The organism is Nocardioides sp. YIM 152588 (assembly GCF_040191335.1).
GTDB lineage: Bacteria > Actinomycetota > Actinomycetes > Propionibacteriales > Nocardioidaceae > Nocardioides.
The window spans coordinates 60,293-71,521 of sequence record NZ_JBEGDJ010000020.1; the positions used below are offsets into that span (position 1 = coordinate 60,293).

The window sequence follows — 11,229 nt, forward strand, 5'->3', positions numbered from 1 at the left end:
GCTCCTCGGGCAGGGTCGTTCGACGCCCCGGCGGCGAAGGTCGCCGGGGTGACTGATGCACCCGACCGGTCGGCAGTCACCCGAGAACTGCTGACGGGCTCCGAGCGAAGTCAAGCTGGAGGGCTCCGACTGGCCTGCTGGGCCCGTACGGCCGAGCATTGCCCAGGCGACTCACGAAGTGAGGTTCGTCTCTGGGCACCAGTGAATCTACTCCGGAGTAACTCGGGCGCGTAATCGGCACCCCCCGCGTTACAGAGATCTGCATCACATTTCGGAACGGCCCGAGACGACGCCGACGGGCGGCGTCACCCCACGGGTGGAAGCGCCTCGCGACGCGAGACCAGGTGCGCCCGCTCGGGCTCGTTGCCGCACAGCGCGATGGCGGCGTCGTACGACGCCCGGGCCGCGTCCGCGTCGCCGAGCCGCGCCAACAGCTCGGCACGTACGGCGGGGAGCCGGTGCCCGCGCACCGCGATCCCCGCCAGCGCGTCGAGCCCGGCCGCCGGGCCGTCGGCCTCGGCCACCGCGACGGCCCGGGCGAGGCGGGTGGCCGGGTTGTCGCCGAGCGCGAGCAGCTCGTCGTACCGGGCCACGATCCGGTGCCACGCCGTCTCCTCGGCGCTCGCGGCGGTGGCATGCTCGGCGGCGATCAGCGCCTGGAGCAGGTAGGGCGTCGGCGTCGCGGAGGTCAGCGGCAGCAGGAGGTCGATCGCCTCGACGATCTCCGCGTGGTCCCACCGGGAGCGGTCCTGGTCCGGCAGCAGCACGACGGCGCCGTCGGCGAACCGGGCGTGACGGCGCGAGTGCTGGAGCAGCATCAGAGCCTGCAGCGCGGCAAGGTCGGGGTCGTCGTACGGGACGACGTCGCGCAGCACGCGCACCAGTCGGATCGCCTCGCCGGCGAGCTCGGCGCGCACCAGGTCGGGCCCGGACCCCGGCGCGTAGCCGGCCGTGAACGCCAGGTAGGCGACGTCCGCGACGACCGCGACCCGAGCGAGCAGCTCGTCGCCGCCCGGCACGCCGAACCGCTCGCCCGCGACCTTGCGCCGGGCGCGGGTGAGCCGCGCCGCCATCGTGGGCGTGCTCTGCAGGAAGAGGCGGGCGACGTCCTCGGTGCTGATGCCCAGCACCAGCCGCAGCGTCAGCGCGGCCGCCGCCTCCCGCGTCAGCTGCGGGTGCGCGCACAGCAGCACGAGCCGGAGCCGCTCGTCGAGCAACTCGTCGCCGGGGTCGGCCATCACCCGCTGCGCCTCCTCGGCGACCTCGGCCTCGACCGCGAGCAGCGGCATCGACCGGGCCAGCACCTCCTCGGAGCGGAGCCGGTCGATGACCCGCCGGCGTGCGGCGGTCAGCAGCCAGCCCGCCGGGTTGCCCGGTACGCCGTCGCGCGGCCAGGTGCGTGCCGCCGCCTCGAAGGCCTCCGCCAGGCCGTCCTCGGCGAGGTCGAGCCGGCGGAACCGCGCGACGAGCAGGGCCAGCAGCCGACCCCACTCGTCGCACAGCGCCGCCTCGAGCGCCGCCGTGGCCGAGGCGTGCGGGTCGCGCGCCGCGGCGATCAGTCCCCGTCCGGGTCGACCACGTTCTCGGTGGTCGCACGCACCTCGATCGGCGGGCCGCCGGCGTCCGCCAGGATCGCGCAGACCTGCAGCAGGTCCTCGACGTCGTCGGACTCGACGACGTAGAACCCGCTGAGCTGCTCGACGGTCTCGGCGTACGGGCCGTCGGTGACGAGGACGGCGCCGTCGGCGCCGCGGCCGACCTTCCTCGTGGTGCGGGAGTGGGTGAGCTCGGCGCCACCGGTGACGGTGTGGCCCCGCTCGGCGAGCTGCTTGCCGAACTGCTCGTGCTTGGCGAAGACGGCGGCCTGCTCCTCGCCGCTCATGGCCTCCCAGGCGTTCTCGTCGCCCGGCAGGAGTACGACGTACGTGGTCATGGTGGTGATCCTTCCCGTTGTGACGTGCTCTGTCACCGAGGTGACGGGCGAGCGGTCCGGGAATCGACGGATCAGCGACGAAACGCCGCGCGGGTCCTCACGCGCCGTCGTCAGGCCGTCGTCAGGCCAGGGCGGCGGCGATCCCCTTCGCCCACGCGCTGACGGCCTCCTCGTCGCGCCAGTCGCCGGCCATCTTCTTGGCCATCGCGTTGGCGGGGAAGCCCTTGGCGTCCGGCTCCAGCCGGCCGCCGAACGTCGCGTGGTCGATGGCGCCGACCTTCTCCATCGCGGCGCGGACGTGCGCCACCGGCTCGGCCTCGCTCGCCGGCGGGGCCTCGTCGCCGATCGGGCCGCTGCTGAACAGCCACACGCGGGTGCCCCGCAGCTTCTCGGCCTCGATCCGCACGAACCGCCGCGCGGCCTTGTGCCAGCGGCCGGCGTACAGGGCGCCGCCGATGATCACCGCGTCGTAGGTGTCCACGTCCCCGGTCCGCACCGCGGCGGAGCGCACGGTCACCTCGATCCCCTGCTCCGTGAGCGCCGCGCCGAGCATCTCGGCGAGCCCCTTGGTACCGCCACGCTTCGAGCCGTAGACCACCAGTGCCTTCATGCCTCCAGGCTCACCCCGCGCCGCCGGGACCGGTAGGGCCGAGACGCCCGCTCGGTGGGACCTTCGCCACGGCCGTCCGGGGGCCGCAGTCGTGTGTCGCCGACCGCCGAGCGCGGGGTAGTCCCTGACGAAAAGCACCCGCCACGGCGGATATCGGGTGCTTTTCGTCAGGGACTACCCGCCACTTGGGGACACGGGCACACAGGATCGAGCCCGGGGCCGGACGCGTCAGCCGGTCGCCGGTACGTCGCCCGACGCTCGCCCACGCTTCACCAGCAGCCCCTAGCGTGGTCACCGTGCAGGACGTCGGCTCCCTCGCTGCCCAGGTCGACGAGCTGACGCGCGCGCTCACGAAGGCCGAGGAGGCCAACGCCCCGGTCATCGAGCGGTGCCACCCCCGGCACCGGGCGGGCGCGGTCAACCTCGTCCACTACGCCGAGCTGCGCCGCCACGACCTGCGCGACCTCCAGGGCGACCTGACCGACATCGGGGTGACCTCGCTGGCCACGGCCGAGGCCAACGTGCGGGCGAAGCTGGCTGCGGCGCGCTCGGCGCTCGGGGCGCTGGACGGCGAGCCGGGCCCGTGGGACCTGGCCGGGATCAACGACGCGATCGACGCCGGCGACGAGCTGCTGTGGGAGCACGCCGACGCGCTCCTCGGCCCGCCGCCGCGCGGACGCGCGGCCAGGATCATGGTGACGCTGCCCAGCGAGGCGGCCGACGACCCGGCGCTGGTCCGCGACCTCGTCCACCGCGGGATGGACCTGGCGCGGATCAACTGCGCCCACGACGGCCCCGACGAGTGGGCGGCGATGGCGCGGCACGTCCGCGCCGCGGCCCGTGCCACCGGGCGGCCGGTGCGGGTCTACATGGACCTCGGCGGCCCGAAGCTGCGGACGGGCCCGATCGCCCCGGGGCCGGCGGTGGTCCGGGTGCGCCCGGAGCGCGACGACCTCGGCCGGCCGACGCGGCCGGGTCACCTGTGGCTGACCGCCGGCACCGACGCCGGCACGGACGCCAGCACCGACCCCGACACCGCCCCCGGCCCCGACGCCCGCCCGCTCGCGGGCGCGCCCGCCGATGCCGTGCCGGTCCCGGTCGACCCGTCCTGGCTGGCCCGGCTCGCGGTCGGCGACCTCATCGACTTCGAGGACACCCGCGAACGGCAGCGTGACTACGACGTCGTCGAGGTCGGGGACGGCTGGGCGGTGGCCGCCGGAGACCGCACCAGCTACCTCGTCCCCGGGATGACGCTGCGGGTGGACGACGACGTCACCACCGTCGGGCCGCTGCCCCGGGCCGAGCGGCGGATCCGGCTCGCCGCGGACGACCTCCTGATCCTCACCCGCGCGCTGACCCCGGCCGACCCGCTCGCCACGCCGCCGCGGATCGGGTGCACCCTGCCCGAGGTCTTCGGCGCGGTGCGGCTCGGGCACCGGATCCTGTTCGACGACGGCGAGATCACGGGTGTGGTCGAGCGCGTCGGCGAGGACGAGATCGGGGTGCGGATCACCCGCACCCCGCCGGGCGGCAAGCGGCTCGGCGCGGAGAAGGGGATCAACCTCCCCGACACCGACCTGCCGGTCACGGCCCTCACCGAGGCCGACCTCGACGCCCTCCCGACGGTCGTCGAGCACGCCGACGTGGTCGGGCTCTCCTTCGTCCGCAGCGCGGCCGACGTGGCGCACGTGCGGCGCGAGCTCACCGTGCGCGGTGGGGAGCACCTCGGCCTGGTCCTCAAGATCGAGACCGTGCAGGGCTTCGCGCACCTGCCCGAGATCCTCCTCGACGGCCTGCGCTGGCCCCGGCTCGGCGTGATGATCGCGCGCGGCGACCTGATGACCGAGATCGGCTGGGAGCGGATGTCGGAGGTGCCCCACCAGATCATGTCCCTGTGCGACGCCGCGCACGTGCCGGTGATCTGGGCGACGCAGGTGCTGGAGTCCCTCGCCAAGCGGGGCGTTCCGTCGCGGGCCGAGATGGTCGACGCCGCCGAGGCCCAGCGGGCGGAGTGCGTGATGCTCAACAAGGGCCCCTACATCCTGGACGCGATCACCACGCTCGACAGCGTGCTGCACCGGATGGGCCGCGTGCAGCGAAAGAGCCACCGGCTGCTGCGCCGGATCGGCTCCTGGTCGGACTGAGGGCCCGCGCCCGAGACACCACCGGGACGGATCACCAGGGCCCCTCGGCCGGCCGGCGGGGACCTTCGCCCCGTGCCGCGGCCGCATCCCCGCGGGAGGATGGGGGTAGGGCACGAGGAGGTGCGCCATGACCCACGTCAGCTCGTCCAACGGACACCGGATCACCCGGCAGGTCAGGGCGCCTGCCACGCAGTTGTCGGTCCTCGTGGACCGGTGGGTGGGGGCCGGGATCATCACCGAGGAGCAGGCCGCCCGGATGCGCGCCGAGGGCGACGTGCGCGTCACCCTGCCCGCAGCCGCGCCTGTGCCCGCGCCCACGGCCGAGGACCACCGGCGCGCCACGTCGCTGGCCGTCGAGGCGCTCGGCTACCTCGGCGGCGTCATCGTCCTGGTCGGCGCGATCATGGTCGGCGCGCTCTACTGGGAGGACCTGTCCACGGCGACCCGCCTCGCCCTGATCGGTACGGCGGCCGCCGCCCTGGTGGCCGGCGGGTTCGTCGTGCCCCCAGGTCTGGGTGAGGCCGGTGACCGGCTGCGCTCGGTGCTGTGGCTGGCCTCGACCGGCGCGGTCGCCGGGTTCATGGGGGTCTTCGCCGTCGACGTGATGGACCTCGACGACAGCGCCGTCGGGCTCGCGGTCGCCTCGGTGACCGCCGTCTGGGCGGCGGCGCTGTGGACGATGCGCCACGGATTCCTTCAGCAGGCCGCGGCGATGGTGATGCTGATGATCACCGCCGCCACCGCCGTCGTCCAGGTCTTCCCCGACAACTACTCCCTGCCCGGCCTCGGCGTGTGGGGCGTGGCCGGGGTCTGGCTGCTGCTCGGCTGGGGTGGGCTGCTCGGCCCGCGCCAGGCGGTGCTGCCGGCGGCGGCCGCGGCGATGGTCGTCGGCGCGATGACCACCTTCCCGGCCGACGCCGGGGTGGTGCTGGCGCTGGCCACCGCCGCCTCGGTGGTCCTCCTCGCCGTCGCGTTCCGCGACCTGGTGCTGCTGGCGGTGGGAGCGGTCGGCTCGCTGATGGTGCTCCCGGAGTCGGTGTCGATCTGGTTCCCCGACACGCTCGCGGCGCCGGTGGCGCTGCTGCTCGTGGGCGGTGGCATGGTGCTGGCCGCGCTGTGGATCGCACGGCGCCGTACCGGTGCCACGGAGGCCGCGGGCGGGCGGGACCTGTCAGTCGGGGACGCGCGCGTCGCGTCGTACGCCGCCGCGGCGGTGGCGCTCGCGGTGCTGGCGACGATCGTGGTGATCGGCCTCGCCTGACGGTCGCGCCCGCCGGGCTCAGCCGTCGAGCCGCGCCACCATCTGCTCGGCGACGGCCGCCTCCTCGGCCCCGCCCGCGGCCCGGAGCCCGTCGACGACGCCCCGCTGGTCCGCCTCCGAGCGGTTCTGGCTGAGCTTCGCCTTGCCCTCGACGGCCTCGACGGCGACCTCCACCCCGACGATGCCGCGCAGCTGGCCGGCCACGAAGCGCTCCGGGGCGTCGGTGACCCGCCAGGGGGCCTCGCGCCGACCCTCGTGCACGGAGGTCAGCAGCGTGACCGCGTCGCGCAGCCACTCGGCGTCGCGGTGGATCCGCACCCGCCCGCGCAGGTGGACCGCCGAGTAGTTCCACGTCGGCACCACCCGGCCGTGCTCGGCCTTCGCCGCGTACCAGCTCGGCGAGACGTAGGCCTGCGCCCCGCGGCAGACCAGCAGCGCGGGCGCGCCGTCCTCGATGTGGCGCCAGTGGTCGTTGGCCGCGGCCAGGTGGGCGATCACCCGGTCGCCGTCCCAGACGATCGGCAGCAGGGTGGCCAGCGGATAGCCGTCCGCCGCCGTGGTGATCAGCTCGGCGGCACCGACGCCCGCGACGAGCGCGCGGAGCTCGGCGTCGTCGTCGAGGCGGTGGGCTGGAGGCACGTACACAGGGCGGACCCTACGCCGCCCCGGAGCTCGTGCGACTCAGCGGCGATGCAGCGCGGCGGCCGCCCGCCGTACGTCGTCGGTGACCTGGTCCAGCGCGGTGCTCGTCAGGCGCCACCGCTGCCAGTGGAGCGGTACGTCGACGGGCCGGGCGCCCGCGAGCGCGACCAGGCGGCCGTCCGCGACCGCCGGGGCGAGCTGCGGGTGCGGGATCATCCCCCAGCCGAGGCCGGCCTCGACGGCGGCGAGGAAGTCGGCGTTGCTCGGCACCCGGTGCACGACGGGAGGGCGCCCCACCCCGTGGGCGGCCAGCACCTCGTCCTGCAGCAGGTCCTTCTCGTTGAACACCAGCAGCGGGGCGCCCGCCCAGTCGATGCCGGGGCCGCGCCGGTGCCGCTCCAGGAACCACGGGGCGGCGGCCGCCCGGTAGCGCAGCACGCCGAGCGGCTCGACCGAGCACCCCTGGACCGGGCGCGGCTCGCGGGTCACCGCCGCCAGCACCTCGCCGCGGCGCAGCAGCTCGTGGGAGTGCCCCTCGTCCTCGACGCTCAACCGCAGCGCCGTGCCGGGCCGGTCCGCGACCGCGGCCAGCACCTGCCGGAACCAGGTGGCCAGCGAGTCGGCGTTGACCGCGATCGCCACGTCGAGCACGGGCCCGGTCGCCAGCGCCGCCTCGGCCTCCGAGGCGATCAGGCGCAGCTGGCGGGCGAGGCGGAGGAGCGGCTCCCCCGCCTCGGTGGGCGTTGCGGGCGCCGCGCGGGTGACCAGCACGGTGCCCGCGGCCGCCTCCAGGGCCCGGACCCGCTGGCTGACCGCGCTCGGCGTGACGTGCAGGCGGCGGGCTGCGGCCTCGAAGCTGCCCTCCTCGGAGATCGCCATCAGGGTCTCGAGCTGGTCGGGGTCGAAGCGCACCCGGCGAGTTAAGCACTGCTTCACCATGTGCAGGAAGAGTCGCTGGCGCTTCATCCCGGGCGCGCCTAGCGTCGACGGCGTGTGGACGCCCCTGATGGCCGGCTTCGTGACCGGTGGCTCGCTGATCGTCGCGATCGGCGCGCAGAACGCGTTCGTGCTCCGCCAGGGCCTGCGCCGCCAGCACGTCGTTGCCGTGATCACCGTCTGCGCCGCGTCCGACGCCGTCCTGATCCTGTCCGGCGCGGGCGGCATCGGCAGCCTCCTGGACGACGCGGCGTGGGTGGTCGACGTCGCCCGCTGGCTCGGCGTCGCCTTCCTGCTCTGGTACGCGGTGGCCAGTCTGCGGCGGGCCGCCCGGCCGCAGGCGCTGGGCCCCGGGACACCGGACGACCCGGGAGCCCGGAGCACCGACGGCCGGCTGCCGGTGATCGGCCGGACGATGGCGCTCACCTGGCTCAACCCGCACGTCTACCTCGACACGGTGCTGCTCCTCGGCTCCATCGCCGTCGTGCACGCGGGCGACGTCGGGGCGGGCCTCGACGGCCGCTGGTGGTTCGCGATCGGCGCCACCGCCGCCAGCGTCGCCTGGTTCACCGGGCTCGGGCTCGGCGCGAGGGCGCTGGCTCCCCTGCTCGCGCAGCCGCGCGCCTGGCAGGTGCTCGAGGTCGCGATCGCCGGCACGATGCTCTACGTCGCCGTCCGCCTCGCGCTCGGCTGAGCCGCGGACGGCCGAATCCGCGCGAACGACCGGACGGCCACCGGCGCCGCGCGGGCACCGGTGGCCGTCCAGGCCGAGCGGGCGTCGAACCGGCTAGTTGATCGACGCCTGGCCGGAGGCGTAGAGGTAGACGACGTACGCGATCGCGTCCGCGTTGATCTCCAGCGCCTCGTGGCTGAGGTTGTCGATCGTGTCGCAGGCCTGGTGGTAGCACGAGTCGTACGCCTCACCCGCGACGCCGCCCCACTTGGCCGCCTGCTCCTCGGTCTTGATGCCCTCGGCACCGGTGAACAGCCCGCCCGACGGCACGCCGTTGTTGATGAAGGCCTGGTAGTCGGAGCGGCCGCTGAACGCGGTCGGCTCGGACGGGATGCCCCGGTCGGCGTAGAACTTCTCGAAGAGGGCCTCGATGTCGTCGGAGCCGACGGGTCCGACCAGCCCGAACCCGGAGCCGTCCCCGTCGTAGATGAACAGCCCGTAGTTCGGCGAGCCGACCATGTCGAAGTTCAGGTACATCTCCAGGTCCGCGATCTCCTCGTCGGTGAGCGCGTTGACGTAGTGCGTCGACCCGACCAGGCCGCTCTCCTCGGCACCCCACCAGGCGAACCGGACCTGGTGGGCCAGCTTGCCCTTGTTCGCCGCCTTCGCCACCTGCTCCGCCACCTCGAGCAGGGCGGAGGAGCCGGAGCCGTTGTCGTTGATGCCGGGCCCCTCGTTGACCGAGTCCAGATGGGCGCCGGCCATCACGACGTTGGCGGGGTCACCGCCCCGCGAGTCCGCGATCACGTTGGCGGTCGTCGTGGTCTCGCGGACCACGTTCGCCAGCAGGTGCAGGACCAGGCCCGGGGTCGCCGCGAGGTCGACGCCGAGGTCGTAGGTGGCGTTGAGCGCCGGGATGCCGCCGGTGTAGCCGGCGCTGAGCGTGACCGCCGGGATGCCGGTGCGCGACGGGTCGTCGGTGTTGCCCTGGTTGAAGAAGACGACCGCGACCGCGCCGGCGGCCGCCGCGTTCTCGGCCTTGAGCTGGAAGGTGCAGGCGCCGCGCTGGAGCAGCGCGATGTGGCCCGGGGTGAAGCCGATGAAGTCCTCGGGCTCGCAGCCGCTCGTGGAGGCGTTGCCCAGCCCGAGGTCGAGGTCGACTGCCGTCACCGGCGCCGTGACCTCGCCCGGCTCCGACTGCGGCGTGGCGCCGAAGTCGGTGCCCTCGACGTAGCTGACGGCGAGCGGCGAGACCTGGTCCAGCTCGGAGCCGCCGAGGTCCTCGAAGCTGACGAAGTCGAACTCCTGGACGCTGACGTCGTAGCCGGCGCTCCTCAAGCGGTCCGCGACGTACGCCGCCGACTCGTCGTACCCCGTCGAGCCGGACGCGCGGGTGCCGCCGTTGGCGTCGGCGACCGCCTGGAGTGCCTCCTCGTGCTCGAGGACGCCGTCGAGCGTGACGCAGTCCAGGACCTTGCGAAGGCTGTCGTTGGTGCGGTTGTCGCACCCGGTGGTGGGGGCTGCGGTGGCGGCGCCGCCGGCGACGGAGAGGCCGGCTGCGACGAGACCCGCCGCGGAGATGAGTGCTGCTGACCTGCGGAACGAACTCACATGGACTCCTACCGAGAAGACGGCGTCCCCGTTGACGCCGTCCCGGCAATCTAGGGGTCACGTCAACCGTTGGGAAGGGCGCTCAGGTGGCCATCGTGCGGTCAGCCCCCGGCCGGACGCACCTCGGTCTTCGTGCCGACGGTCGACTCGAGCCGGACGCCGAACACGTCGAGCACCCGCCCGTCCAGCGCCGTGCGCAGGTCGTCGATCGGGGGGAGGTCACCCGGCGCCTTCACCGAGATCACCAGCACCAGGCCCTCGGCGGAGACGTCGGTCACCTCCGCGCCCGAGGTGTCGGCGATCCACTCCTGCGCCACCTCCTTCGCGGTGCGGGTGTAGCTGGCGAAGACGTAGTTGACGAACGTGTTGGCCAGCAGCGGGATGAGGACCGCCACCATCAGCGACGTGAGGACGAGGTAGGCCCGACGACGCGACTGGCCGCGGCTGATCGTGGCCTCGTCGGCGTACCCGAGCACGGCGAAGACCAGCGCGCCGGCGAGGACGAGCGCCAGGATGTTGGACAGGAAGAGGAGCGTCGCGCCGAAGGCGAGCCCCCAGTCCCCCACCCCGAGGCAGATCCCGACCACGGCCAGCGGCGGCACCAGGGAGATCGCGATGGCGACGCCGGGCAGCACCGCCGCCACGTCGCGGCGGGCCAGCGCCACGGCCCCGGCCAGCCCGGTGGCCAACGCGGCCACCATGTCCAGCACGCCCGGCGAGACGCGTCCGCTGATCTGCGGGTTGTCGAGCAGCACGTACCCCACCGGCAGAACCTGCGCGAAGACCACGCCGATGCCCACCACGAGCAGGGATCCGGACAGCACGTAGCGGCCCGCGTGATTGCTCTCCCGCTTCGCGATCGCCAGCGCGATGCCCATGATCGGGGTCGCCAGCGGCGCGATGATCATCGCCCCGATCACCGTGGCGGTGGACTCGCCGAGCACGCCGGCCGAGGCGATCACCGCCGACAGCGTCAGCATCGTCCAGAACGCCGACCTCTTGGCTCGGACGTCGCCGGCCCGCAGGTCGAGGTCGTCGGTCAGCTCCTCCAACGTGCGGCGCTGGTTCTCCGGCAGCAGCTTCCCGCGGATCTGGTAGGCCATGCCTGAGTATGTTCCTCCGAGCGCCTCCGCGATACGGGTCGTCCTCGGCCGGCGGCGGTCAGGCGCTCAGCGCCCACTCCCCCGGGTCGAACCCGGCGTCCGCGTACGTCGCCCGGGCCGCCGCCTCGTGGTCCTCGGCCCGCTCGGCCAACCAGTCCCGGTAGCCGTCGTCATCCCAGCGCCGCGCGCCGTCCAGCGCGAGCGCCAGGCCGTGGCCCCACAGCGGGTCGACCGACAGCGCTCCGGCGAACTGAAGGCGGCTCCGAAGGAGCTGGGCACCGCCCGACTCGAACCGCTCGCCGAGGCTCCGGGCACC

General features: G+C 74.3%; 11 protein-coding genes. 3 read left to right on the forward strand and 8 right to left on the reverse strand.

The features are described from left to right. Nucleotides 1–305: 305 nt before the first annotated feature. From ABLM29_RS11775 to ABLM29_RS11785, 3 genes are all read right to left on the reverse strand, one after another. Nucleotides 306–1,559, reverse strand: a complete 1,254-nt coding sequence (locus tag ABLM29_RS11775) for an RNA polymerase sigma factor (RefSeq protein WP_349714310.1) — start codon at nucleotides 1,557–1,559, stop codon at nucleotides 306–308. Continuing rightward, on the reverse strand, nucleotides 1,556–1,933 hold the full coding sequence (locus ABLM29_RS11780; protein WP_349714298.1) for a YciI family protein: 378 nt from the start codon (nucleotides 1,931–1,933) through the stop codon (nucleotides 1,556–1,558). Before ABLM29_RS11780 ends, ABLM29_RS11775 begins: the two co-directional genes overlap by 4 nt. A 121-nt stretch (nucleotides 1,934–2,054) precedes the next feature. Beyond that, the gene (locus tag ABLM29_RS11785) at nucleotides 2,055–2,543 is read right to left on the reverse strand and encodes a flavodoxin domain-containing protein (RefSeq protein ID WP_349714299.1); all 489 of its coding nucleotides are present in this window, start codon (nucleotides 2,541–2,543) and stop codon (nucleotides 2,055–2,057) included. Between the two features lie 296 nt (nucleotides 2,544–2,839). Between ABLM29_RS11785 and ABLM29_RS11790 the strand changes: the two genes are divergently transcribed. Then, the gene (locus tag ABLM29_RS11790) at nucleotides 2,840–4,687 is read left to right on the forward strand and encodes a pyruvate kinase (protein ID WP_349714300.1); all 1,848 of its coding nucleotides are present in this window, start codon (nucleotides 2,840–2,842) and stop codon (nucleotides 4,685–4,687) included. A gap of 127 nt (nucleotides 4,688–4,814) precedes the next feature. Then, nucleotides 4,815–5,948 carry a DUF2157 domain-containing protein gene (locus ABLM29_RS11795; protein ID WP_349714301.1) on the forward strand — a complete coding sequence of 378 codons (1,134 nt, stop codon included), beginning with the start codon at nucleotides 4,815–4,817 and terminating at the stop codon, nucleotides 5,946–5,948. Between the two features lie 18 nt (nucleotides 5,949–5,966). On the opposite strand, the gene ABLM29_RS11800 is transcribed toward ABLM29_RS11795, so the two are convergent. Together ABLM29_RS11800 and ABLM29_RS11805 are read right to left on the reverse strand one after the other, a co-directional pair. Further along, nucleotides 5,967–6,593, reverse strand: a complete 627-nt coding sequence (locus tag ABLM29_RS11800; protein WP_349714302.1) for an FMN-binding negative transcriptional regulator — start codon at nucleotides 6,591–6,593, stop codon at nucleotides 5,967–5,969. Between the two features lie 36 nt (nucleotides 6,594–6,629). After that, complete coding sequence (locus ABLM29_RS11805) at nucleotides 6,630–7,556, reverse strand: LysR family transcriptional regulator ArgP (RefSeq protein ID WP_349714303.1); 927 nt, start codon at nucleotides 7,554–7,556, stop codon at nucleotides 6,630–6,632. 25 nt (nucleotides 7,557–7,581) lie between these two features. Between ABLM29_RS11805 and ABLM29_RS11810 the strand changes: the two genes are divergently transcribed. Then, nucleotides 7,582–8,220 carry a LysE/ArgO family amino acid transporter gene (locus ABLM29_RS11810; RefSeq protein WP_349714304.1) on the forward strand — a complete coding sequence of 213 codons (639 nt, stop codon included), beginning with the start codon at nucleotides 7,582–7,584 and terminating at the stop codon, nucleotides 8,218–8,220. A 93-nt stretch (nucleotides 8,221–8,313) separates the two neighbouring features. Here ABLM29_RS11810 and ABLM29_RS11815 read toward each other — a convergent pair whose 3' ends face one another. The 3 genes from ABLM29_RS11815 to ABLM29_RS11825 form a co-directional block, all read right to left on the reverse strand. Next, nucleotides 8,314–9,810, reverse strand: coding sequence for a M28 family metallopeptidase (locus ABLM29_RS11815; RefSeq protein WP_349714305.1), 1,497 nt, complete (start codon nucleotides 9,808–9,810; stop codon nucleotides 8,314–8,316). 101 nt (nucleotides 9,811–9,911) lie between these two features. Beyond that, the gene (locus ABLM29_RS11820; RefSeq protein ID WP_349714306.1) at nucleotides 9,912–10,913 is read right to left on the reverse strand and encodes a TIGR00341 family protein; all 1,002 of its coding nucleotides are present in this window, start codon (nucleotides 10,911–10,913) and stop codon (nucleotides 9,912–9,914) included. A 58-nt stretch (nucleotides 10,914–10,971) separates the two neighbouring features. Then, the coding region (locus ABLM29_RS11825) for a hypothetical protein (protein WP_349714307.1) at nucleotides 10,972–11,229 on the reverse strand (258 nt) is incomplete at its 5' end.

Coding starts and splice junctions, on each gene's coding strand:
- ABLM29_RS11805 (WP_349714303.1), bottom strand. CDS start 7,556: ATGAAGCGCCAGCGACTCTTCCTGCACATGGTGAAGCAGTGCTTAACT.
- ABLM29_RS11795 (WP_349714301.1), top strand. CDS start 4,815: ATGACCCACGTCAGCTCGTCCAACGGACACCGGATCACCCGGCAGGTC.
- ABLM29_RS11780 (WP_349714298.1), bottom strand. CDS start 1,933: ATGACCACGTACGTCGTACTCCTGCCGGGCGACGAGAACGCCTGGGAG.
- ABLM29_RS11785 (WP_349714299.1), bottom strand. CDS start 2,543: ATGAAGGCACTGGTGGTCTACGGCTCGAAGCGTGGCGGTACCAAGGGG.
- ABLM29_RS11820 (WP_349714306.1), bottom strand. CDS start 10,913: ATGGCCTACCAGATCCGCGGGAAGCTGCTGCCGGAGAACCAGCGCCGC.